Source organism: Bacillus proteolyticus (assembly GCF_001884065.1).
GTDB classification, from domain to species: domain Bacteria; phylum Bacillota; class Bacilli; order Bacillales; family Bacillaceae_G; genus Bacillus_A; species Bacillus_A proteolyticus.
The window spans coordinates 220040-245330 of the sequence record NZ_MACH01000055.1; the positions used below are offsets into that span (position 1 = coordinate 220040).

At 35.1% G+C, this 25291-nt stretch carries 20 protein-coding genes, 1 pseudogene, 1 riboswitch and 1 other annotated feature; of the genes and pseudogenes, 15 read left to right on the top strand and 6 right to left on the bottom strand.

Annotation, left to right across the window (positions count from 1 at the left end):
- Nucleotides 1-20 precede the first annotated feature (20 nt).
- Nucleotides 21-3227, top strand: a complete 3207-nt coding sequence (locus BAQ49_RS09210) for a DEAD/DEAH box helicase (RefSeq protein WP_071745071.1) — start codon at nt 21-23, stop codon at nt 3225-3227.
- Between the two features lie 101 nt (nt 3228-3328).
- Here the strand turns inward: BAQ49_RS09210 and BAQ49_RS09215 are convergent, their stop codons facing one another.
- On the bottom strand, nt 3329-3463 hold the full coding sequence (locus tag BAQ49_RS09215) for a DUF3934 domain-containing protein (RefSeq protein ID WP_000047591.1): 135 nt from the start codon (nt 3461-3463) through the stop codon (nt 3329-3331).
- 406 nt (nt 3464-3869) lie between these two features.
- Nucleotides 3870-4129, top strand: a binding site (T-box leader).
- A gap of 70 nt (nt 4130-4199) precedes the next feature.
- Here BAQ49_RS09215 and asnA point away from each other — a divergent pair.
- Nucleotides 4200-5183 (top strand): aspartate--ammonia ligase, encoded by a 984-nt coding sequence (asnA, locus tag BAQ49_RS09225; protein ID WP_002118166.1) that lies wholly within the window; start codon nt 4200-4202, stop codon nt 5181-5183.
- A 178-nt stretch (nt 5184-5361) separates the two neighbouring features.
- A pseudogene (locus BAQ49_RS34230) lies at nt 5362-5490 on the top strand (helix-turn-helix domain-containing protein); the annotation flags it as partial.
- 363 nt (nt 5491-5853) lie between these two features.
- Here the strand turns inward: BAQ49_RS34230 and BAQ49_RS09230 are convergent.
- The gene (locus BAQ49_RS09230) at nt 5854-6306 is read right to left on the bottom strand and encodes a VOC family protein (protein WP_071745072.1); all 453 of its coding nucleotides are present in this window, start codon (nt 6304-6306) and stop codon (nt 5854-5856) included.
- Between the two features lie 280 nt (nt 6307-6586).
- On the bottom strand, nt 6587-7816 hold the full coding sequence (locus BAQ49_RS09235) for an aspartate kinase (protein WP_071745073.1): 1230 nt from the start codon (nt 7814-7816) through the stop codon (nt 6587-6589).
- Nucleotides 7817-8017: 201 nt separating this feature from the next.
- Nucleotides 8018-8204: riboswitch (Lysine riboswitch) on the bottom strand.
- A 192-nt stretch (nt 8205-8396) separates the two neighbouring features.
- Here BAQ49_RS09235 and BAQ49_RS09245 point away from each other — a divergent pair.
- Genes BAQ49_RS09245 through BAQ49_RS09255 form a run of 3 tightly spaced genes read left to right on the top strand, consistent with a single transcriptional unit; the run spans nt 8397 to nt 11552 of the window.
- Nucleotides 8397-9305, top strand: coding sequence for a DoxX-like family protein (locus tag BAQ49_RS09245; protein WP_071745075.1), 909 nt, complete (start codon nt 8397-8399; stop codon nt 9303-9305).
- Between the two features lie 4 nt (nt 9306-9309).
- Complete coding sequence (locus BAQ49_RS09250; RefSeq protein ID WP_071745076.1) at nt 9310-9921, top strand: DUF4166 domain-containing protein; 612 nt, start codon at nt 9310-9312, stop codon at nt 9919-9921.
- 5 nt (nt 9922-9926) lie between these two features.
- Nucleotides 9927-11552 (top strand): YndJ family protein, encoded by a 1626-nt coding sequence (locus BAQ49_RS09255; protein ID WP_071745077.1) that lies wholly within the window; start codon nt 9927-9929, stop codon nt 11550-11552.
- A gap of 28 nt (nt 11553-11580) precedes the next feature.
- On the opposite strand, the gene BAQ49_RS09260 is transcribed toward BAQ49_RS09255, so the two are convergent.
- On the bottom strand, nt 11581-12066 hold the full coding sequence (locus BAQ49_RS09260) for an 8-oxo-dGTP diphosphatase (protein ID WP_071745078.1): 486 nt from the start codon (nt 12064-12066) through the stop codon (nt 11581-11583).
- Between the two features lie 172 nt (nt 12067-12238).
- Here BAQ49_RS09260 and BAQ49_RS09265 point away from each other — a divergent pair, with 172 nt between their 5' ends.
- The 4 genes from BAQ49_RS09265 (at nt 12239) to BAQ49_RS09280 (ending at nt 16895) form a co-directional block, all read left to right on the top strand.
- Nucleotides 12239-13483, top strand: coding sequence for an N-acetylmuramoyl-L-alanine amidase (locus tag BAQ49_RS09265; RefSeq protein WP_071745079.1), 1245 nt, complete (start codon nt 12239-12241; stop codon nt 13481-13483).
- A gap of 264 nt (nt 13484-13747) precedes the next feature.
- Nucleotides 13748-15127: an S-layer homology domain-containing protein gene (locus BAQ49_RS09270; RefSeq protein ID WP_071745141.1), complete on the top strand. Its 1380-nt coding sequence runs from the start codon at nt 13748-13750 to the stop codon at nt 15125-15127.
- A 197-nt stretch (nt 15128-15324) separates the two neighbouring features.
- Complete coding sequence (locus BAQ49_RS09275) at nt 15325-16587, top strand: MFS transporter (RefSeq protein WP_071745080.1); 1263 nt, start codon at nt 15325-15327, stop codon at nt 16585-16587.
- A gap of 29 nt (nt 16588-16616) precedes the next feature.
- Entirely contained in the window at nt 16617-16895 is a 279-nt protein-coding gene (locus BAQ49_RS09280; protein WP_071745081.1) for a hypothetical protein, read from the top strand.
- Between the two features lie 19 nt (nt 16896-16914).
- Here BAQ49_RS09280 and BAQ49_RS09285 read toward each other — a convergent pair whose 3' ends face one another.
- Entirely contained in the window at nt 16915-17379 is a 465-nt protein-coding gene (locus tag BAQ49_RS09285; protein ID WP_071745082.1) for a YozF family protein, read from the bottom strand.
- 490 nt (nt 17380-17869) lie between these two features.
- Here BAQ49_RS09285 and BAQ49_RS09295 point away from each other — a divergent pair, with 490 nt between their 5' ends.
- Together BAQ49_RS09295 and BAQ49_RS09300 are read left to right on the top strand one after the other, a co-directional pair.
- A complete protein-coding gene (locus BAQ49_RS09295; RefSeq protein ID WP_071745083.1) occupies nt 17870-18682 on the top strand; it encodes a polyphosphate kinase 2 family protein in 813 nt (270 codons plus the stop codon).
- A gap of 228 nt (nt 18683-18910) precedes the next feature.
- Nucleotides 18911-20179 carry an MFS transporter gene (locus tag BAQ49_RS09300; protein WP_071745084.1) on the top strand — a complete coding sequence of 423 codons (1269 nt, stop codon included), beginning with the start codon at nt 18911-18913 and terminating at the stop codon, nt 20177-20179.
- 178 nt (nt 20180-20357) lie between these two features.
- Here the strand turns inward: BAQ49_RS09300 and BAQ49_RS09305 are convergent, their stop codons facing one another.
- Complete coding sequence (locus BAQ49_RS09305) at nt 20358-21341, bottom strand: ketoacyl-ACP synthase III (RefSeq protein ID WP_071745085.1); 984 nt, start codon at nt 21339-21341, stop codon at nt 20358-20360.
- Nucleotides 21342-21520: 179 nt separating this feature from the next.
- On the opposite strand from BAQ49_RS09305, the gene BAQ49_RS09310 reads away from it, so the two are divergent.
- The 3 genes from BAQ49_RS09310 to BAQ49_RS09320 all read left to right on the top strand — a co-directional run bounded on the left by BAQ49_RS09310 (nt 21521) and on the right by BAQ49_RS09320 (nt 25288).
- On the top strand, nt 21521-22069 hold the full coding sequence (locus BAQ49_RS09310; RefSeq protein ID WP_071745086.1) for a cobalamin biosynthesis protein CbiN: 549 nt from the start codon (nt 21521-21523) through the stop codon (nt 22067-22069).
- Nucleotides 22070-22550: 481 nt separating this feature from the next.
- A complete protein-coding gene (gene hflX, locus BAQ49_RS09315; RefSeq protein ID WP_071745087.1) occupies nt 22551-23810 on the top strand; it encodes a GTPase HflX in 1260 nt (419 codons plus the stop codon).
- 266 nt (nt 23811-24076) lie between these two features.
- Nucleotides 24077-25288: an MFS transporter gene (locus BAQ49_RS09320; protein WP_071745088.1), complete on the top strand. Its 1212-nt coding sequence runs from the start codon at nt 24077-24079 to the stop codon at nt 25286-25288.
- The last annotated feature ends 3 nt before the right edge of the window (nt 25289-25291 follow it).

Consider the following 25291-nt stretch of genomic DNA (forward strand, 5'->3'; position numbering starts at 1 on the left):
AAATTAAGGAAGTGTAAAAAATGAGTTTTACATTAAACAAATCGATTATTAAAGAAGTATGCGGAGAAACCTCATATAAAAGAGGCGAAGCTTATTATAAAGCAAATAAAGTGATAGTAAATCATTATGATGAAAATAAAGAAATTTGCGAGGCGACGGTAAAAGGGAACGAAGATTTTCATGTTACAGTAGAAAAAGCTAAAAAAGGTGATGTTGTTGCGAAATGTAGTTGTCCGTCGTTAGCTTCTTTTCAAACGTATTGTCAACATGTTGCAGCAGTATTGATACAAATAAATTATAATCAGCAAACGGGTGGAATGCTCCCCGCTAGTAGCGAAAGCATGAGCGGAGATGAACAATTAACAAGCGGGATGTTTCAGTTATTTGCAGACAAACCACTGCGGCCAAAAAGTAAACAACACCGCTTTGATACACGTGAATTACTTCATGTTGAATTTATTTGTACACCAGTAGTTACGAAAAAGGGCGGGGCACTTCTGGGAATTCAGTTGATACTTGCCAAAACGTATTTCGTAAATCATATTAGAGAATTTCTTTCTAATGTGGAAAAAAGAGAACCTTTTAATTGTTCTAATGAATTCACATACACACCAGATGTACATAGCTTTAGGCAAGAAACGGATACGATTATTCAGCAACTTATTAAAATGTATCATAATGAAAAAATGTATGAAGATACACTAGAAGTACATGCAAAACGAGATGATAGCATGATTTTAATACCGCCAGCTTCGTGGATGGATATGCTTTCTTTCCTTTCTAAAGCTGAGTTTGTCAGACTTAATCAAGATGGACAATCTTTTCACGGTTTACAAATTTCAAAAGGACTACTTCCTTTACATTTTGAGTTTAATAAAGGGAGTAACGGTGGGTTTACACTTTATATTGACGGCTTACAACAAGTAGACGTAATGGATACGTATAGTTATGCTCTATTTGGAGGGAAACTGTATCAGTTGAACGCTGAGGATTGCAAGCGGCTTATCGAATTACAAAAAATGATGAATCGTTCTAGTAGTAACCAATTGTATATTCCAGCAGATAAGATGGAGCACTTTGTAGAAAAAGTTGTACCAGGGTTAATGAAGCTAGGAACTGTGCGAATAGATGAGGTAGTATCAGATCGTGTTGAAACACCCGCATTAAAAGCGAAATTATATTTAGATCGAGTGAAAAATCGCTTATTAGCAGGTCTTGAATTTCACTATGGAAACGTCCTAATTAATCCGTTAGAAGAGGATGGACAGCCGTCTGTTTTTAATCGTGATGAGAAAAAGGAAAAAGAGATTTTAGACATTATGCGTGAAAGTGCCTTTGCGAAAACGGAAGGCGGTTATTTTATGCATAATGAAGAAGCTGAGTATAATTTTTTATATCATGTTGTTCCAACGTTAAAAGGTTTAGTTGATATTTATGCGACGACAGCAATCAAATTACGAATTCATAAAGGAGACACAGCTCCTCTTATAAGAGTTAGGAGGAAGGAGAGAATTGATTGGTTATCATTTCGCTTTGATATAAAAGGTATTCCAGAAGCTGAAATTAAAGGGGTATTAGTAGCTCTTGAAGAGAAACGTAAATATTACCGATTAGCGAACGGTTCTTTATTATCACTGGAGAGTAAAGAGTTTAATGAAATTAATCAATTTGTAAAAGAAACGGGTATTCGGAAAGAATTTTTACATGGGGAAGAAGTGAATGTTCCGCTTATCCGTAGTGTAAAATGGATGAACGGACTTCACGAAGGACATGTTTTAAGTTTAGATGAGTCTGTTCAAGAGTTAGTAGAAAATATTCAAAATCCGAAAAAATTAAAGTTTGCTGTGCCAAATACGTTAAATGCAGAAATGAGAGAGTATCAAGTATACGGATTTCAGTGGATGAAAACACTCGCACATTATCGTTTTGGGGGTATTTTAGCAGACGATATGGGACTAGGAAAAACGTTGCAAAGCATTGCTTTTATAGATTCTGTTTTGCCGGAAATTCGAGAGAAAAACATGCCTATATTAGTCGTCTCTCCGTCATCCCTCGTTTATAATTGGCTGAGTGAATTGAAAAAATTCGCCCCGCATATTAGAGCAGTTATTGCAGATGGAAATCAAATAGAGCGCCGAAAAATTTTAAAAGATATAGCAGAATTTGATGTCATAATTACGTCATATCCATTGCTGAGAAGAGATATAAGGTTGTATGCAAGACCGTTTCATACACTATTTCTTGATGAAGCACAAGCGTTTAAAAACCCTACAACGCAAACTGCAAAAGCGGTGAAAACGATTCAAGCGGAGTATCGTTTCGGATTAACAGGAACACCTGTAGAAAATTCGTTAGAAGAGCTATGGTCTATCTTCCATGTCGTCTTCCCAGAATTATTACCTGGAAGAAAAGAGTTCGGTGATTTAAGACGTGAGGATATAGCGAAGCGAGTGAAACCATTCGTATTAAGACGATTAAAAGAGGACGTATTAAATGAGTTGCCAGATAAAATAGAGCATTTACAGTCATCGGAGTTGTTACCAGATCAAAAGAGATTGTATGCTGCATATTTAGCGAAATTAAGGGAAGAAACGTTAAAGCATTTAGATAAAGATACGTTACGTAAAAATAAAATTAGAATTTTAGCTGGTTTAACGAGATTACGACAAATTTGTAATCATCCCGCTTTATTCGTTGATGATTACAAAGGCAGTTCAGCTAAATTTGAACAACTGTTAGAGATTTTAGAAGAATGTAGAAGTACTGGGAAGAGAATTTTAATCTTTTCTCAATTTACGAAGATGCTTTCCATTATCGGTCGTGAGTTAAACCGTCAAGCGATTCCATACTTTTATTTAGACGGGAGTACACCTTCGCAAGAGCGTGTAGAGCTATGCAATCGGTTTAACGAAGGTGAAGGTGATTTATTTCTTATTTCTTTAAAAGCTGGTGGTACGGGTCTTAACTTAACTGGTGCAGATACAGTGATATTATATGATTTATGGTGGAATCCAGCTGTTGAACAGCAAGCAGCAGATAGAGCATATAGAATGGGACAAAAAAATACGGTGCAAGTTATTAAGTTAGTAGCCCACGGAACAATTGAAGAGAAAATGCATGAACTACAAGAAACGAAGAAAAATTTAATTTCTGAAGTAATTGAGCCAGGAGAAGGGAAATTATCCTCCATAACTGAGGAAGAAATTCGAGAAATTCTTATGATTTAAAATAAAAAAGCTATGCTTTCAAATTTATGAGAGCATAGCTTTTTTGTTGTAATAATTATATTTTGTTTTGAACAAAGTAAAGAAATCAAATGGTATTTAAATTACTTCTTTGTGCCTTTACTTTTGTATGGTTTTGCTGCTTTCTTTTTCTTTGCACTTGATTGCCAACGGTTCCATCCCTTACTTCCTGTACCTTGTCCTACACCTTTTTTCGGTTTCGCTTTCGTTTTGCTCATATGATCACTCCGTTATATAAAAATCTTGTTTGATAATAGTCAATGAATTAGAAAATACTCTTGATAAATGACTATGTTTGCTTTAAGTAAAAACAAACTGCTTGAATGCTATAGTATATCATGAAATTGCAAGTAAACTGAAAGGAATTACAAAGAAAATGAAAATAATAAGAAATACTGCGGATTCTATATTTCGAACGATTACACTAATAGTTGTGTATACGTTAGTTTCGGTTAGTGAAACATTTTTTGGAATGACGAGACAGAAGAAGTAAAGATGTTAAATTAACAACAATCAATAAAGCCGTAAAATAAAGAATTGAAAAATTTTTTAAAACTTTTTGTTGACTTTCTTTGTTTTTTGTATAGAATAATCATTAATAAAATGTTTCAGAGATGTGACAACAAAACGACTATGAAAGGACGAGTAGTAGTAGGATGTAGTTTAAGCGAGTCAGGGACGGTGTGAGCCTGATACGAAGCCTATTATGAAGAACCTCCTGGAGTCGCTAACCGAAATCCTTTATAGGAAAGTAGACTTAGCCGGGAACTTCGCCGTTACAAGAAGAACAGTATCGAGATTTTTTCATCTCCGTATTGTATAAGTGAGCAACCTCTGTTGCTAATTTGGGTGGTACCGCGGAACCAAAGCCTTTCGTCCCAGTTTTTTGGGATAGAAGGGCTTTTTTTGTTGGCTTCTTTTCACAACATCCAAACATTTTAGGAGGAAACCACCATGTATCAATCATTAATGACAGTAAGAGAGACTCAAATCGCAATTAAGGAAGTTAAAACATTTTTCGAGGACCAATTAGCAAAACGTCTTGAACTATTCCGCGTATCTGCACCATTATTCGTAACGAAAAAATCAGGATTAAACGATCATCTAAACGGTGTAGAACGTCCAATTGAATTTGATATGCTACATTCAGGAGAAGAATTAGAAATTGTTCATTCACTAGCGAAGTGGAAAAGATTCGCACTACATGAATACGGCTATGAAGCTGGTGAAGGCTTATATACAAACATGAACGCGATTCGTCGTGATGAAGAACTAGATGCAACACATTCCATTTACGTTGACCAATGGGATTGGGAAAAAATTGTTCAAAAAGAATGGCGCACTGTAGAATACTTGCAAGAAACAGTACGAACAATTTATGGAATATTCAAAGATTTAGAAGATCACTTATTTGAAAAGTATCCGTTCCTTGGAAAGTATTTACCAGAAGATGTTGTTTTCATTACTTCCCAAGAACTAGAAGATAAATATCCAGAATTAACACCGAAAGATCGTGAACATGCAATAGCGAAAGAACACGGTGCAGTCTTTATTATCGGAATTGGTGATGCACTCCGTTCAGGTGAAAAACACGATGGACGTGCAGCTGACTATGATGATTGGAAATTAAACGGTGACATTTTATTCTGGCACCCAGTACTACAAGCTTCATTCGAATTATCATCCATGGGAATCCGTGTTGATAGTAAATCACTTGATGAACAGTTAACGAAAACTGGTGATGACTTCAAACGTGAGTATGATTTCCATAAAGGTATATTAGAAGACGTACTACCATTAACAATTGGCGGTGGTATTGGACAATCAAGAATGTGCATGTACTTCTTACGTAAAGCACATATCGGTGAAGTTCAATCTTCTGTATGGCCTGATGATTTACGTGAAGCTTGTAAGAAAGAAAACATTCATCTGTTTTAATAGAAGAGAGAGAATAGCTTAAATATAGAGCTATTCTCTCTTTTTTTATTGTGTAAACGAATAGTTTACAGTGGCTTTTACCAATAGTTTCTGTCATTTGTATCTCCTTTCATGTCATAATTTATTAAAGGAGGAGACGTTATGAGCATAGGAGAACCGCTAAAAAAACTACGAGAATCAAAGCTTTAAAGAGAAAATACATATTGATGAAGAAGAGGCGGATTTTGAGAAAGAGAATGAGTTTGGTTTTTATATTGGCTGCGGATTATTAATTATGAGTGCTTTCATTGACTATGAAGGAATTCAAGGGAAAGAGCGATAAGATATATAATGAAGAGTGGGAGGAGTCAGTTATATTTCCTAGGAAAGGATATAACGAATAATTTAATTGTTTTATAATAATTTTTTGATGTTGATAATATGTTAAAAAGCTGTTTGTGTAGAGGCTTGAAATCCATGTGTAAAATGATAATAAAGTTTCAAAATTAAATAAGTATAACCCCGTCCTAACTTTAGGACGGGGTTATACTTATTTAATTTTGAATGAATTTCTGTTTGGCATAGCCAACGACTTTTTATCCCGCTAAAGCCCGATTGGTGAGAGCTAATAATCAGTGGGGAGGAACACCCTCCCACTGATTAAAGTTTCACTTTATAAAACGTCACTTACTTATTTGTTACCGAGTTCTTCCGCTAAACCGATTAAAATTCCTTCGGTTCCACGAATGTAGCAGAGTCGATACGAGTCCTCGTACTGAACTACTTCGCCAACGAGCTCTGCACCATGCTTAGTAAGTCTGGATACCATTTCGTCAATGTCCTCAACGGTGAACATGACACGCAGATAACCGAGAGCGTTTACAGGAGCTGTCCGATGATCTGCTATAGTAGGTGGGGTGAGAAATCGTGAAAGTTCAATTCGGCTGTGGCCATCTGGCGTAACCATCATAGCAATCTCTACGCACTGAGAACCGAGTCCAGTTACGCGACCAGCCCATTCAACTTCGACAGTGGCTCGCCCTTCGAGGTTCAGGCCAATCTCTTCGAAGAAAGAGATTGCGTCATCAAGGGATTCTACAACGATGCTGACATTGTCCATTCTTAGTAATTTGTTTTTTGTCATAGTCTTTATCTCCTTATGTGTAAAAATTTATCCCGCTATTTGCAGGCAGTAAGATTCCCACCTCAAAATTCGGCGAATGCGAGGAAGTTAGGTGGTAGATAACTGCCCAATTGTTGAAGAGAACGACTTGCTTCTATTTTTTAACAATTTTATTATTTTTCAAACGACTTTATTTTAAACTAAATAACCTTTTTCTCACTTTCCACTATGCAAACAGCTTTCTATTTATATAGGAAGGAAATAGATTAATATAATTTGTTGTAAGTTTTACTGGCGGAAATTAGCTCATTTGCACTAAAGGCTCAATTTTCGCCATAAATGATTGATGTAGTGCTTCCACACCATCTACTAAGTGAATTCGATCAATGACAACTGATACTTTAATTTCAGATGTACTTACCATTTTAATATGAATACCGTCTTCTTTTAAAGTAGTGAACATATTTGCAGCGACACCTGGGTTAGATACCATACCTGATCCTACAATTGATACTTTTGCTAAATGATTTTCATATTCCACAGATTCATAGTGAAGTGCTTCTTGATTTTGTTCCAATACTTCTAATGTTTCTCTTAAATCATTAGAATGGATTGAGAAAGAGAGGTGAACAGTTCCTTCATTTGTAATACTTTGAATAATAATATCTACATTAATATGTGCCGCTGCTAACGTAGAGAAAACTGTTGAAAGTGCACCTTGTTCTAACCCTTTAATTGTGACGCGTGTAATGTTATCCTCAAATGCAATACCTTTAACGATTGATTGTTGTTCCATGTTACATTCTCCCCTTACAATTGTTCCGTTTTCTTGTTCCATACTTGATCGTACTTCTAAAACTACATTATGATTTTTAGCAAATTCAACAGCGCGTGGGTGTAACACGCCAGCACCGAGATTGGCAAGCTCTAACATTTCGTCATAAGAAATTTCATCTAATTTATAAGCAGTTTTTACAACACGTGGATCAGTCGTATATACGCCGGTCACATCCGTATAAATATCACATTTTTTTGCTTTTAATGCCGCTGCTAATGCAACAGCAGTCGTATCGGAGCCACCGCGGCCAAGTGTTGTAATTTCATTTTCTTCACTTATTCCTTGGAAACCAGCTACTATAACAATCGTGCCTTTAGTAAGATAGGACTGAATACGATCAGTATTAATGTCAGTAATCCGTGCACTACTATGTACAGATTCAGTCGTAATACCAGCTTGCCATCCTGTTAATGAAATTGCATTATAACCTTTTGTTTGTAGTGCCATTGTTAATAGTGAAATGGTTACTTGTTCTCCTGTAGATAGGAGTATATCCATTTCACGTTTACTTGGATTTTCAGTAATAGCGTTAGCAAGTGCGACAAGTTCATCTGTACTTTTTCCCATTGCTGAAACGACAGAGACAATGCTATGTCCTCGTTCATATTCTTCAATAATTAAGCTTGCTACATGTTGAATGCGTTCGACGCTTCCAACAGAAGTACCGCCAAACTTTTGTACAATCGTTTCCATTACGAATTCCTTCTTTCGTCCATTTTTAAGAATAGGTTAGGACATATACAAATCCCAATATTCCTGTAGTTACCAGAGAGAAAAACAAAAAACACCATCTCAAATAAGTGAGGATGGTGCTGTTACAGGAAAAGGGAAACAGAAAACGGAGCTAATAAAAAAACCGCCAAAAAAGGAATATCATAAAGATGATATCTCTTTTTTGTAGATAGCTCTTCACACGTACATGTCTGTACATATGACAGTTCTGTTTCTATTCGAAAACAGCCCCAATTGATAAATGCAGAGAAATTTATCAATTTCGGCAACACTTCCTTTCTTCTAAATTCATAGACATCTCTGTGTCTCCTTTAGAATACTTATAAGCGTTGCAACCTCTATCTCACGTTTTAGGCGAGAGTGTTTGATTTATGAAGTTGTTGGTAACATTTGTTTTATAATAATTTAAATTTTTCAGGGAATCAAGTGTTTTATATATTTTTTAAAAATTCTATCTTTTTTGAAGGTTAGTTTGTGAAAAGTGTAGCAAAATAAATTCGTTGCATGTACATTAAAAATATAGAGCATGGGAGGTGGAAGGATGGGCAAGAAAAAGCCTATTTATGTAGCGATAGAAATGAAAACAACAATGGAGAAATTATGGAAATATACGCAAGAACCGGACCTACATACAGAGTGGGATGCACGTTTTACAGAAATCTCGTATTTGGAGAAAAAGGAGGGGGAGCCGCAGAAGTTTTTATATAAAACGAAGATTGGTTTCGGACTTGAAATAGCTGGAGAAGGAGAATCGATAGGTGAAGTAAGAAAAGAAACTGGAGAGCGCATTTCTTCTTTAAAATTTTGGACAGACAATCAATTATCACTTATACAAATCGGGCGTGGTTATTGGAAATATACACCGAATGAAGAACATATTTATTTTGAGACGAAATATGATTATGATACAAGGTTTGGTCGTATAGGAAATGTGATAGATTCATATGTTTTTCGACCTTTATTAGGCTCTGCGACTGCTTGGAGTTTTGATGCTTTAAAATTATGGTTAGAAAAGGGACTTCATCCGAAGTTGTTAATTAGAAGAACGATGACGTATTGGCTCGTTTGCTTTTTATTTGCCTTCGTATGGTTATATCAAGGGATTGTACCGAAAGTGATTTTTACTCATCCAGAGGAACTGAAGATGCTTTCTGAGTTAATCGGATCGAATGAAAGTAGTATTTTTATACTTAAAATAGTTGGATTTTTAGAAATAATATGGGGTGTTATGTGGCTATTGCCATTTCAAAAACGAAAATTGTTTATATTACATATTGTTATGTTAATAGGTTTAACTATAGTGGCAGGAGTTACGAATATCACAAGTTTTACAGAGCCGTTTAATCCGATTACATTGAATTTTCTTCTAATAGGGTTATCAATCGTCGGTTATATGAATTGCACTAATTTGCCAAGCGCAAAAAATTGTAAGAGGAAGAGAAAGGGATAAATATATGGCTAATATTTATGAAAGATTATTAGGAGATACCTATAAAAATCTTCATCCAAAATTACAGAAGCGATATGCGATTACAGAAGAGAATAGTTTTACAGGAGAAGGGGAAATGGATGAAATTTACGGTGGCTCTTTTTTCGTTAAATTGATTTTGAAAATTGCATCGAAGTTTCGAATGTTTTTCTCTGAGCGAGGAAAGAAAGTGCCATTTACGATACATAATACCGCTGAGCGAGATGAATATGGGAAAGAATTTGTAACATGGAATCGTACTTTTTATTTTCATAATAAGAAAAGATATTTTAACGCTGTTATGAAGTTGGATGAAGAGAATAATGAAATTGTAGATTATTTTGGTGAGCCACATATACTTGTTTCTACATTGAGTTTTTATATTGATGAAAAAGGCGGGATACATATTTCTTCAAAGAAACAATGGTTTTTTATGTTTGGAAGAAAAATACCGTTACCTAGATTTTTATACGGAGAGGCAAAAATTGTAGAAAGTTATGATGAAACACTACAATGTTTTCGAATTCATGTACAAGTACGGAATCCGTTAATTGGTTCGTTATTTTCATATAAGGGAACATTTGTGGAAAGGAAATAAACGAGATGAAAAATATACTATTTGGATTTGCTTGTTATATTGTATTTCTAATATACGAGTGGTCGAATGTAGATCCTGTTGAAGCAATTATTTTATTATCTATTTTGTTATTTATACCGATGTCATTTTGCATCATTGATAAGAAAACAAGAAATGGATCGTATGTATTCTTTTATAAATTTGTATCGTTTTTATATCCAATCGCAGCAATTAGTGCAATGTTAGCTTTCGTAACAAATCACTATTTCTTTGCGCTATTTTGGTTTGTATATACAGGAATTGTCGCGTTATTTGGTGTAAGTAGATTGCTAGAAAGAGGATGGAAACCGTTAGAAGAGACAGCTATTGATAGTGCCTTTATGTATTTGTTTTTAGGTGGTTTCTGGTTTTTTGCTTCTGTAGCAAAACTTTCAATTATGCACTTTAGTTCTGACATTGTTTTACTCACAGCTGCACACTTTCATTACTCGGCATTTTTATTGCCGTTATCAGCGGGTTTACTTGGAAGAAAAAGAGAACGGGGAAGTAAGTTATATGACGCTATTATGTTTATCATCGTCATTTCTCCAATGACAGTTGCAATAGGAATTACGTATTCGAGGGTGTTTGAATTCTTTGCAGTATTCATATATTTATGTGCCATTTATGGATATGGAATTTATGTATGGAGAACGAAATTCAATGCTATAAGTGCAAAGGTACTTTTAGTTATTTCTTCTAGTGCACTTATGGTAACAATAATGTTTTCACTCATATATTCATACGGAAATTTCAAACAAGTAATGACGATTACAATTGCACAAATGGTCTGGATTCACGGCGTGGTAAATGGGATTGGGGTAGCGTTACCAGCTTTTCTCGGTTGGATGATTGAGAAGAGTATTCCGAATTATAAATACTATGGAAAACCAATGAGCCACTTAAAAGGGAGTTTTACAGTTGGAGAGCGTTTTTTACATAGCCAAGGATTAGTAGATAATAAGGAGTATAGTGGATTAGTTGATAAAATGAGTAATTTTCATAGAGATACATTTGATGAAACAGAGATACCAATAAGTATTAATCGCTTTTATGAACATACGAAAGAGTATCATTTACAAGCAAACATTAAATGGGCTCGTTGGTTTCGTCCATTTGCATTTTGTTATGCAAAAATGAGTAAACGTGTAGCGCAAATACATTTAGGAATCGGTGGTAAGTGGGAAGCAATGCAAGGTTCTATCGTTAGTGTAAAAGATGAAAGTGATGGTAGGGAAAACGTGAGGGCATGGATAAGAAAGAATGGAGAGGGGAAAACGATTTTTGTAGCCCTTTATTCAAAGCATGTATACAAGAACGAGACATATATGAATATCGCATTGCCTTTACCATATTCGAATATGACTGGTATTTTGAAGTTAGCTAATGATGCAAACAGTTTAGTTATTACAAGTAAGCTAAGAGAGAGTTGTAAGGGAGATGAAGGGATATACTTACACACTGGCTACTTTACAATACGCTTACCATTAGCAGAGACTTTTATCATTAAAGAGGGCACGGATCAAATGTTAACAGCTAACCATAGAATGTGGATATTTGGAGTTAAGTTTTTAGAAATTGATTATGAGATTAAGAAAATAGAGGAGAAGTAAGCGAAGCTTGGAGATATTCCAAGCTTTTTTATGTAGGGGTAATTGTCATAGCAACTTGTTTATCTAAGTCACGATCCCAAACACGTTGAATTTCGAAAGTGCTTTTTTCAAAAAATAATGGGAATCTTTCTTTAAACCACTCTTGCATGGGAAGCTGTAACGCAGAGTCAATTGGAACCCATACTAATTCTCCTTCTGGAGGGTGAGGAAGAAGGCTACCTTCAAATGAATTTGTCCAATAATTGAAAACCATATAGCGAACTTGTTCTTTTGGATTTACATATTCGTCTAATCCTTTAAAGATTAAATTAGAAACAAGTAATCCAGTTTCTTCTTTTACTTCTCTTATAGCGGCTTGAACGATACTTTCTGGGAAATCTACTTTTCCGCCTGGAGCGATGTAACCAGGGAAGCCTAGATGATCCGGCCGTTGTATTAGTAATATTTCATTGTTACGCTGAATCATACACATTGTATAAATGCGGTGTTCGATACTTTTCCAATTCGTACTCATACGAATCTCTCCTCTTATAAAATGAGTCTCTTATAGTTTAACTATAGTTATTTGTTCTAAAAAATACAATAATAAGACAAAATTATACAAAATGCAATTGACTATTACTAATTTTCAGAACTATAATTACTCTGTTACATAAAACATTGTACTTGAGAGGGGAATATATTCTATGAAAAATAGAATAATCACAGCAGGAATAATCGCAGCTAGTATATTATCTTATTCATCTAGTAGTTTCGCACAAACAAAAACATTTCCAGATGTTCCAGCTAAACACTGGGCAGAAGATTCTATTAACTATTTAGTAGAAAAAGGTGCAGTTAAGGGTAATGATGCAGGAATGTTCGAGCCTGAAAAGGAAATCACTCGTGCAGAAGCAGCTACAATGATGGCTAAAATCTTAAACTTACCAATCGATAAAAATGCTAAACCATCTTTCGGTGATTCTCAAAACCAATGGTATACTCCATTCATCGCAGCTGTAGAAAAAGCTGGTGTTGTTAAAGGGAAAGGCCCAGGCGTATTTGATCCAACTGGGAAAATCGACCGAGTTTCAATGGCCTCCCTTATTGTAGAAGCTTACAAATTAGATTCTAAAGTAAATGGTACTCCAGCAACTAAATTCAGTGATTTAGAAAAAAGCTGGGGTAAAGCAAAAGCTAACATCCTAGTTGAATTAGGGATTTCTGTTGGTACTGGTAACAAATGGGAGCCTGAAAAAACTCTAACTAAAGCAGAAGCAGCTCAATTTATTACAAAGGCTGACAAAATTCAAGTTGGAAATCCATTAGTGGAAAAGGTAGTTATTATTGATCCTGGTCATGGAGGATTTGATCCAGGGAATCCAGGGCAAGGTGAAAAGGAAAGTGAAATTGTATTTGATACATCTTTAAGATTACAGCAATTGTTAGAAAAAAATACACCTTTAAAAGCTTTGTTAACACGTGAAGAGAACGGAAATCCAGGAAGTAACAAGAATGAGTCTCTTGTGAATCGAGTGAAATTTGGTCAAGAGAACAATGCAGATATATTTGTAAGCATTCATGCAAATGCTTCTGAAAATCATGATGGTCATGGAACGGAAACATATTATTATAAAAAATCCAAGTCTGGGGAAGAGACACAGCTTGAAAAGGATAGCAAAGTATTAGCACAAAAAATTCAAAAACGAGTAGTAGAAGCACTACATACAAGAGATAGAGATATAAAAGACAATCATTCATTTTATGTAGTAAATAAAAATACAGTACCAGCAGTTTTAACAGAGCTTACCTTTATAGATAACAATATAGATAATGGCAAATTAGCTACTGAGTCAGGAAGACAAATTGCTGCAGAGGCAGTTTATGCTGGGATTTTAGATTATTATGAGTGGAAAGGTTTCAATGTTACAAAGTATCGATTAGCTAAATAAAAAAACATCGTTTAAAAAGCCCATCGTCTATATAGAGATGGGCTTTTTATATGGATTTATATAATTTTGTATCGAAATAAAAAGATATATCGTATTATGCTGATTAAAAATAAAATAATGGTAGATTAGTTTATTTTTATCACGTATACTTTTACTGTTGACTAATTAATTGACTTAAAAGTTTGTTAGTTTAATAGGGAAAATTTTATTAAAAAGGGAGGCAAGTTAACACGGGACAAGCATATACATAACGTGTTAAAAAATATGAAAAAATTTATTTCTAATGTGTTAGCAGTGACAGTCGCACTTCAAGTAGTGATGGCTCCAGCAACTTCATTTGCAGCTGAAAAGGAATTTCCAGACGTTCCGAAAGATCATTGGTCATATAAAGCAATTATTAATTTAACGTCAAAAGAAATTATTGCAGGATATGATAATGGGAAGTTTGGATTTGGGGATGTTGTAAATCGTGAGCAAGTAGCTGCATTAATATATCGTGCATTAAAACCAGAAGCGAAAAGCGAGTATAAAAATCCATACTCTGATATTAGCGAAGGGACAACAATGTTCCAAAAAGAAATTTTAGCTTTAACAGATATGGGGATTTTCGTAGGTGATGGTAAAGGAACATTTAGACCGAAAGAATCTTTAACTCGTGCTGAAATGGCTGTAATTTTACAGAAAGCTTTTAAACTAAAAGTAAAAGCTAATCATACATTTAATGATGTTCCGAAAAATCATTGGGCAAATGATGCCATTAGTGCATTAGAGTCTAACGGCGTTGCTGCAGGTAATGGTGCAGGTGCATTTAATCCAACTAGTGTTTTAACACGTGAAGAATATGCGCAATTTTTATATAATGCCATGGCATCATATATCGATTTAGATGTAACATTACCTTCTAATGTAACAGCTCAAGAGATTGATAATTATATTAAAAGATATCATCCCGATAGTCCGCTTGTTGGAGTTGGACAAGACTTTATTAAAGCGCAAAACGAGTATGGCGTAAACTCTTTATATTTAGCAGCACATGCAATCTTAGAGTCTGGATACGGGAAATCAGAAATTGCATATCGTAAACATAATTTATTTGGACTACGAGCGTATGATTGGGACCCATTCGCACATGCAAAATATTTACCATCTTATGGATTAAGTATTTCATACAATGCTGATTATGTGAGGAAGAATTACTTAGAACAAGGTGCTAAGTATTTCAACGGTTACACATTATCTGCGATGAATGTAATGTATTCAACTGATAAAGAATGGGCTGGCAAAATTGCTAATATTATGGAACGTATTAAGCCTTTCAATAACAAAGATTATCAAAATGTAAACCGATTGCCGAAAAACCCTAATACATTAAATGTAGAGGCATTAGGCGAAACAATTCCATATAAAGATTACGCAAAAGATGCGAAAGCTACTGTTCAAACTGTAGGATCTTACTATCAAGTTCCATTCCCGTTTAACAATCCAATTAAGAGTGTACCAAACGTTACACAAAATGAAGTTGGAAAATTAGAGAATGGTACAAAAGTAAATGTATATCGTGAAGATCCAAATGGCTGGGTAGAATTCTCATTTGAAAATGCTCAAGAAAAGTATTGGACATTGAAGAAGAACTTAAAATTATAAATAGAAAAGGTGTTTTCATAAATGAAAACACCTTTTCTATTTATATTCAACACGTGATATGTGTAGATTCATTATGATTTTCTTTTTTATATTTTTACTAATAATTTAACAGTTTCATATATAATTAAAGGTGTTAAAGATTGAATTTTCTGTATTTAATCTTGGGTATTAACTTAATTTGAAAAGAGGAGAGAGATATGCAAGGAGAAATACCAACAGAAAAACATTTAGGTTATGTCGGTAAATTGTTATTGCCAGTTAAAGTGTCACCACACTTTAAGTTTTTATGGCTTGGGCAATTACTTTCGACTTTAGGTAGTTCGATAACGATGGTTATTCTGCCAGTCGTTGTATATTCATTAACTGGTTCAACAGTTGTAATGGGAATGACTATGGCAATGTACATGCTTCCTAATATTCTTGCGTTACCGTTTGCTGGATTAGTCGTGGATCGAATTGACCGGGTAAAATTGATGTTATTTACAGATATAATCCGTTGCATATTAATGTTATTACTTGCAACACTTATATTTATGGACGTTTTAACAATTCCACTTCTATATGTATTCGTAGCATTATATGGACTTATGGAAGGGATATTTCAGCCGGCGTATGCGACTGTAAGAGCGAAAGTATTTGTACCGAAAATTCGAAATGCAGCTAATGCATTAACTCAAATGAGTAATCAAGGTATACGACTAATTGGACCGGCTCTTGGAGGATTGATCGTTTCAGTTGCATCTGCCGGAATAGGATTTGGACTGGATGCAGTAACATATTTGTTATCATTTTTATGTTTATTATTTTTAAGAGAAATCAAGTTTCAAACAGTAAAACCTATTGAAAAGAGTAAGATCGATTACAAACAAGAGTTTATGGAAGGTGTTTTAGTTTTGAAAAGTCACCCGTGGCTGTGGATTACAATTTTAGTCTTTTCTTTCATAAATATTTGTTATGCAGGAATTATCGTTGTATTAATTCCATGGTTGTTTAATGTTCATCATCATTTTGAAGCTTTCGTGTATGGATTGGGTATGGCTTCTTCTGGTGCTGGAGCTGTAATTGCAGCACTAATTTTTGGTGGGCGGCAGCAGTGGCGTAAGAGGGGAGTACTAGCATATGGTGGTGTGTTAATAAGTGGAATAGCACTATTAATTATGCCTTTCGTTTCTTGGGCACCTGCTTTAATAGCTTTAATGGCAATAGAAGGATTCGGTATGATGATATTTGGGCTCATTTGGGAAACAAGTTTACAAGAGCTTGTACCAGAAGAAGCATTTGGAAGAGTGGCAAGTCTTGATATGTTAGGTTCATTTGCTTTATTGCCATTAGGGTATGTGATTGTAGGCTGGTTAGCCACTGTAATAGGTGGCAAGATAACAATTATAATGCTAGCTATTTTAGTACTCATAACAATTGGAATGGCATTGTCTGTACCAAGTATTCGGCGGTTCGATTGATTATGTAGGCTAAAAGGGGGATATGGTATATGACAATAGAAAGCCTAAATGATTTAGTAGTAGGTGAGTTAGGATGTAAATATGTTTTGGGAGAAAAGGTATTTGAAGCAAAGAATTTTACGGTGTATATTGCGACTCCTATAGAAAGTAAAATGGCATATAGTCAATTGATTTTAATGAAGCATCTTTCTAATAAAAAATCATCCGTACATATTTGGTATAAAAAACTTTGTATGGAAGCAACGACAATGGAAATTGCAAAAGAAGTGACAGATGCAATTCAATCTGGTTTTGTAAATGAAGAGTAAGCCCTAATCCAATTAGGGCTTACTCTTCATTAAACACAAATGTTTGTTTTATTTTTTTACTCTCATTTACTGGATGGCCGTTGTAAGAGAAATTCTTTTCCTCCCAAGTAATGACGACTTTGAAATTATGGCTATTAAAGTCTAATGGGAATACCATGTAGTCAAAGCTTGTATGACTTTTTGAAACGTTGTTATTTAATGTAGTAGGATTGAAGGTAGCTTTAGATGTAGGTGTGTTATCAAGTATTTCTACAGATACATTTGATACATCATTACCAATATTTTTTAAGAGTAAACTATACGTATCATATACACCTTGTTTTGGCTGCACCGCTTGCTTGTTTGAGTTATGAGATTTGTCAATTTCGATATACCATTGTTTAGACTTTGATGCAATTGGTAACGACTGAAATGTGTAAGCATTAGCTTGCATTGGTAGTGCTAAACATATAAGCGTAAAGAGAGTTATTATTTTGTGTTTCATTTTAGAGAGCTCCCATTCTTTAATGGATTTATTTGTTATTATCTTCTCTTTTTGAGATAATATACCACGTGGGATTGTAATAACATTATTATCAATATTAGTTAGTGGATTTACAGTGTTTGCTTACTTTTTATCAGAAGGAGATATTCCGCCTGTAATTCGTTTGTAGTATAAGTGAAGCGATAGAGCTCCTATCTTTTCGTAATTAATCTTCCCAAGTATGTCACACACACATTTAAAAAAACAAAGAAACTGTGTAGAGCTTTTTCGGCATAGTTTCCTTGTTTTTTTTTGATTAATAATAAATGCTTGCTAAAGGATACTAAAAAGTAAATCTGGGGGGGATTTATCAATTTAAAGATACGTCCGACTTACAAAGGATAGATACAGGTGGAGGGGATGAGTATTAGTCAAAGGGAATGTTAATATGAAAAAATTCCCAATAAATATATTAAAATAACATTGTCATATAACAAGGGGGATTTGTTTGATGGAAAAAGAGCATCTGGCTAAAGTAGATTTAACGAAAAGAATTGATTCGAAATCTAAGTACAATAAGAAACTCGAAAAATATCAAATGCGCTTATTAGCACTACAGCAAATTTTAAAAGAAGAAAAAATAGCCGTTATGCTTGTTATGGAAGGCTGGGATGCAGCAGGTAAAGGCGGAGCGATTAAGCGAGTGACTGAACATCTTGATCCGCGTGGATTCCAAGTGAATCCAATTGGCGCCCCTGCTCCACATGAAAAACGGTATCATTATTTGCAACGTTTTTGGCGGAAAATTCCTCAATATGGGCAAATTACTATATTCGACCGTTCATGGTATGGGCGGGTATTAGTTGAACGTGTTGAAGGTTTTGCTACAAACGAAGAGTGGACGAGAGCGTATGATGAAATTAATGATTTTGAAAAACTATTAACTGATGATCATTATATTATAGGAAAGCTTTTCTATCACATTAGTAAAGACGAACAGTTGAAGAGATTTACAGAAAGAGAGAATAATCCTCTTAAAAGATGGAAAATTACAGATGAGGACTGGCGTAATCGGGAAAAATGGGATGAGTATGTCGAAGCAATGGAAGATATGTTTGAAAACACAAATAAACCGAATGCTAAATGGAATATTATTGCGAGTAATGATAAATTATACGCTCGTTTGAAAACATTGAAAGTGATTATTTCATTAATTGAGGATTATTTCTTAGAACATAATATAGAATTACCTTCGTATTATTATGAAATAAAAGAAGGTAAGAAAAAGGGAATTGAATCTGTGCAAGATGTAGAGGTTAAATAGCATAGAGAGATTTTGTCATTATTAGAGGTAGGTATGAAACATGAGAAGGAGCTGTCCCGTAAGTAGGTGAAACTAAACTATGGGACAGCTTTTTTTAATTAGAATGTATTTATATTAGATGAATCAATGAGAGTGTCGTTCAAGTAACGAATACAATTGTCATTGAATATGAAACAATAATTATAGTACATTAACAAGAGGAATTAATTTTAAAAGGAGGGTGAGAAAATGCTAGGTAAGGCGGAAACTTCAGTAAATAACCATATGTATACAGAAGAAGAACAACAAAAATTATATAAACGAACGTTAATAATCGTAAGTATTTCACAAATGTTTGGCGGGGCAGGGTTAGCTGCTGGAATTACAGTAGGTGCACTTCTTGCGCAGCAAATGCTTGGGACAGATGCATATGCAGGATTACCGGCTGCTATGTTTACAATGGGATCTGCGGTAGCGGCTTTCTTTGTTGGGAAGTTATCGCAAAAATATGGTCGCCGAATAGGACTTGCAACAGGGTTTATAGTAGGTGGGCTAGGGGCTATTGGAGTTGTATTGGCTTCTTTAACAAATAGTATTATTCTATTACTAGTCTCTTTACTCATATATGGTGCAGGTACAGCGACGAATTTACAAGCTCGTTATGCTGGTACCGATTTAGCAGATAAGAAACAACGAGCAACTGCTATTAGTATTACGATGGTTATGACGACTTTCGGTGCAGTTGCAGGACCGAATTTAGTAGGCGTAATGGGAGATTTTGCCCATTCAATTGGAATTCCTAACCTTGCAGGTCCGTTTATATTATCAGCAGCGGCATTTATACTTGCGGGTCTTGTCCTTTTCGTTATGCTTCGTCCAGATCCGTTAATTATTGCTAACATAATAGAAACATATAAACAAGAACATACATATAAAGGGCAACCGGTAACAGAAGAAGCGAAAGAAAACAAACGAGGTATTAGGGTTGGAGCAATCGTAATGATACTTACTCAAATAGTGATGGTTGCGATTATGACGATGACTCCAGTTCACATGGGACACCACGGTCATGGATTAAGTGCAGTAGGTCTCGTGATTGGTTTTCATGTAGGTGCAATGTACCTGCCATCACTTGTTACAGGAATGTTAATTGATAAAATTGGCCGTACTAAGATGAGTATAGCTGGTGGGATGATTTTACTTGCAGCGGGTGTCATAGCTGCGATAGCACCGAGTGATTCTTTACTATTATTAATTGTTGCTCTTTCTTTACTTGGATTAGGATGGAATCTCGGATTGATTAGTGGTACAGCACAAATCGTTGACTCCACAACTCCTTCTACACGTGCTAAAACACAAGGGAAAATAGATGTTTTTATTGCGTTAGCCGGAGCTTCAGGTGGAGCGATGTCAGGAATGGTAGTAGCTAATTCCAGTTATGCCGCATTATCATTAGCGGGAGGATTGTTAGCATTATTGCTAATTCCTGTTGTGATGTGGTCTCGGACAGGTGAATAAGCTTAAGATAAAAGAAGCCGCATTCAAAGGGAGGTAACCAATCTTTGAATGGCAGCTTTTTTTGCAATTAACTAATAGTCTAACTGGAATCGTTGATATATTTTGAGCTGTGATATATATATTCAGAAAATCATTGATGTAATTTCATTTACCGTAATGTTAGCTGTATAAAAACGTATTAGTCTAAATCCCATTCCACAATAACCCCTAAATGCGTAAGTCCACCGCCAAATCCGTACAGTAAAAGTGTATCTCCGTTATTTAATTTTCCTTCTTTTCTAGCTAAATCTAAAGCGAGTGGAATGGAAGCGGAAGATGTATTCCCCATGTATTTTACACTGGTTAAAGTTTTTTGAATTGGAATTTCGGTTTTCTCGCAAATAGATTCAATCATTCGTAAGTTAACACTGTGTGGTACGAACCAGTCTATATCATCTATTTGCATATTTGCGGTATGTAATAGTTCTTTTATACTTGCTGGTACCGTGCGTGTTGCCCATTTATACACTTCTCTCCCATTTTGAACGATTTTTTCATTTGTTTGCAGTGGTGTGCCATTCATAGTAGTAGATAAGTTTGTTCTGTATAGGTGAATGCCACCAGCACCATTTGTTCCCATGTGAGCAGCGATAAAGCTTGGTTTGATTTCATCTCTTTCTAATAAAATAGCTCCAGCACCATCGCCAAATAAAATGCAGGTCGTTCTATCGGAGTAATCAGTAACTTTAGATAATGTCTCTGTTGCTACGACAAGTACTTTTTTATGTGATCCAGAAGTAATCAAGCTATTACCAACGTGCAGGCCATATGTGAAACCAGCGCAAGTCGCATTTAAATCAAAAGCTAGTGTATGGGGTATGTTGAAGTATTGTTGTATTTGGCAAGCAATGCTAGGGAAAACAAAGTCAGCAGTAGTTGTAGCGACAATGATACAGTCGACATCTTCTAGGTTTTTCTTATATGTTTTACATAAGTTTTCGATTGCTCTAATGGCTAAGTGTGAGGAGTATTCGTCTTCGTTAGCAATTCTTCTTTCCTTCATTCCTGTTCTTTGCACAATCCATTCATCATTCGTATGGACTACTTTTTCTAAATCGTTATTAGACAATATTTGATCTGGAACATAAGTACCAATTGCAGTAATACGAGATTTAGAATTCATAGGAACATCTCCTTGTTATTTTTATAACTTGATACTAATATCAGGTTATAAAAATGTCGATAAAGACTTTTATTGTATTGAAACGATAATGTTTAATTCACTATGGAGGAATTTGGCGAATAACGTAAAAATAATATACGGAAAGCTTCTAAAATTGATAATGAAGGGGTTTGGGATTCTTGAAAAGAATCGTATATGTATTGTCTCTTGTTTTAATTTGTAGCTTTACTTATTTTATTTTACCAGAGAAGTCTTATGCTTGTGATTGTACTAAAGCATCACCAGAAGAGAGGTTACAAAAAAATGATGTAGTGTTTGAAGGTAAGGTATTAGAAGTTCAAAAGAAGGACGGAAGAATGAAAACATTATTTGAAGTGAAGAAAATTTGGAAAGGGACAAGCTCTTCGCAAGTTATTATATATACAAGTTTTAGTAGCTGTGCATTTCGTTTTGCAGAGGGAGGAGAGTATCTAGTCTTTTCTTCTTATAGAGGAGAGGAAAAGTTAGAGACATCTCTCTGCAGTGGAACGAAGAGATTAGATGAGGCAGAGATGGAGAGAAATACTTTAAGTCATATTGCGAAGGAAGCTATTCCGACGAAGAAAGTCGATTTAAAAGATGAACTGGTGAGCGGTTTAAGTTGGTGGCAAGTGGCTATCATTTCTATAGGTCTGTTATTGATAATTGCTGTTGTTATTTTTATTATGAGAAGAACCCGCAAAAAATGACGATTAAAGTAAAAATATAAAGATTTTCTTTCTGTTTCTATGGGTGGTTTAATCTTGTGAAAGCGAATTACTTATGCTACACTTTATGTAACTTAAAATGAACGGAGGGGCTTCCTTTGATCTTAATCAGATTACGTCTCAATACTTTGTGCCGATAATTGAATAGCGCTCAAAGGCTCTGTCTGTGTACAGAGTGAACGGGATTGGTCTGCCTATTTTAAAGGAACCCTTTATTAAGCTTATATGTGAAAAAGAGGGAGGGACGAATACGCCCTCTTTTTGTTTTGCCTTTATAAATAGAATGGGACAGTATAGGTGAACACTTGTTGGATACGTATACTATCTTGGGACTTTTTGACCATGTTATAGGACGAAAGCACTGCTTTCTTCTATTTCTTTGGTAAACCCTTATCCGTTTACGAAAACACAGGCAGTGACCTGTGTTTTTTATTTTGCGTAATCGAAATGGAGGAATAAATATATGGAAGAATTATTACAAAGAGCAATATTAGTCGGAGTAAATTTAGGTAATGAAGCTGATTTTGCATATTCGATGGAAGAGTTAGCAAATCTGACGGAAGCTTGTGATGTGGAAGTAATCGGTCAAGTGACGCAAAATTTACAACGAGTAAATCCGTCGCATTATATTGGAAAAGGGAAGATTGAAGAAGTAGCAGCGTATGTGAAAGAAGCCGATGCGAATATGGTCATCTTTAATGATGAATTATCTCCTTCACAAATTCGAAATTTAGAAGAGGATTTAGATTGTAAAGTAATTGATCGTACCATTTTAATTTTAGATATTTTTGCGCAGCGTGCAAAAACGAAAGAAGCGCAGTTGCAAGTAGAAGTGGCCCATCTTCAGTACATGATGCCTCGTTTAATCGGTCTTCGTGAATCTTTAGGAAGACAGAGCGGGGGAGTTGGCACGAAAAATAAAGGTGTCGGTGAGAAGAAGTTGGAATTAGACCGTCGTAAAATTGAAGAACAAATTGCAGCTCTAAATAAAGAATTAGAGGCACTTGTTGCACAGCGTCAAACGCAGCGTAAACAACGTAAGAAAAATGAAATTCCGGTTGTATCATTAGTAGGATATACGAATGCAGGTAAATCAACGATAATGAATACAATGCTTGAAATTTTTAATGGTACTGTAGAAAAACAAGTATTTGAAAAAGATATGTTATTTGCGACATTAGAGACATCTGTACGAAATATTGATTTACCGGATAATAAATCATTTTTATTAACGGATACTGTTGGATTTGTAAGTAAATTACCGCATCATCTTGTGAAAGCATTCCGTTCAACGCTAGAGGAAGTGGCGGAAGCAGATTTACTCATTCACGTCGTAGATTACTCAAATCCTAATTATGAGCAATTAATTGATATTACAAATGAAACGTTAAAGAAAATTGGCGTGGAAAATATCCCGACGATTTATGCATACAACAAATCAGATATGGTAGATGTTGAAATTCCGAAAGTGCAAGAAGATCGCGTGTATCTATCTGCGAAGAAACATGTTGGAATTGAAGAGCTTGTAGAAATGGTTCGCGCGCATATTTATAAAGAGTATACGAAGTGTGAAATGTTAATTCCATATGATCAAGGACAGGTAGTTTCGTATTTCAACAATCATGCGCACGTTTTATCTACGAGTTATGAAAATGAAGGTACGAAAATTGCACTGGAATGTAAGACGAGTGATTATGAGAAGTATAAGCGTTTTGCTATTTAATAGAAAAGGCGATCCTAATATGTTTTAGGGTCGTCTTTTTCTTCATAATTGCAAGCCTTTCTTCCGTCCAGTCCCAGTATAAAATAAAATACAGAGGGTTCATATGAATAAATCCGACAAAGCATATAGAAAAAATATATTTTTTAGAAGTTGAATTTCTGGAAAAAGAAATGAAACCAGTATAGAATAGAAATGTTTCAAAACTCAGAATTTATTACACTAACTGTAATAAATATATATTTTGTACAGGAAGGAGAGATTCGTATATGCAAGCAGTTTCACAAAAAAGTGTAGTGGAAACACCGACGATATATCGAATATTATTTGCGATTAGTTTCGGACATTTTTTGAATGATTCGATGCAAGCGGTTGTACCAGCGTTGTTTCCTATTTTGGAAAAAACGATGAATTTATCTTATATGCAAGTAGGATGGATTGCGTTCGCGTTAAATATGACGTCATCGATTATGCAGCCGGTTTTTGGGATGTATTCAGATAAGAAGCCGTCACCATTTTTATTACCACTCGGTATGTTTTCGAGCATGCTTGGGATGATTGGGCTCGCGTTTGCCCCGAATTTTATTATTGTTATTATTTCTGTTTTATTTATTGGATTAGGTTCCGCAGTCTTTCATCCAGAAGGTGCCCGCGTTGCTTATATGGCGGCAGGTGCCAAACGTGGTTTAGCACAAGCGATTTATCAAGTGGGAGGAAATACAGGGAATTCGTTAGCACCTATTTTTACAGCGCTGATTTTCGTTCCGCTCGGTCAAATTGGTTCTCTAGGTTTTACTGCTTTCGCAGCAGTAGGAATTGTATTACTAATTTTCGTATCAAATTGGTATAAAAATGAATTAGCCACTGGTGCTGTAAGAAGGAAAAAGAGGGCTGCACTTGAGGCTGAAAATGCGATTGTAAGTACGCACATTAAATTTGTTATTATACTTCTTGTTTTTCTAACATTTGTACGTTCTTGGTACGGTGCTGGTATCGGGAATTTCTATCAATTTTATTTAATAGAGCATTACGGTTTATCTATAAAAAATGCACAGTATTTCGTCTTCGCTTTTATGATTGCTGGTGTATTAGGTACTTTCTTTGGTGGTCCACTAGCGGATCGATTCGGTAAGAAAAAGATCATTGTCTTTTCAATGCTCGGTTCAGCACCGCTTGCACTTTTGCTACCTCATGTTTCTCTTGTGTGGGTTGTACCGTTATTTTTATGTATCGGTTTTATTAGTTCAAGTAGTTTTAGTGTAATTGTTGTATACGCGCAAGAACTTGTACCTGGAAAAGTAGGGATGGTATCAGGGCTCATTGTCGGTCTTGCGTTTGGTCTTGGAGCATTAGGTGCTGTAGTTCTTGGGAAATTAGCTGATATGTATAGTCTTCAGTTTATTATGCTATTATGTAGTTGTTTACCATTAATTGGACTTACTTCATGGTTACTGCCAAATGATAAGAAAACGATAGAATAGGGG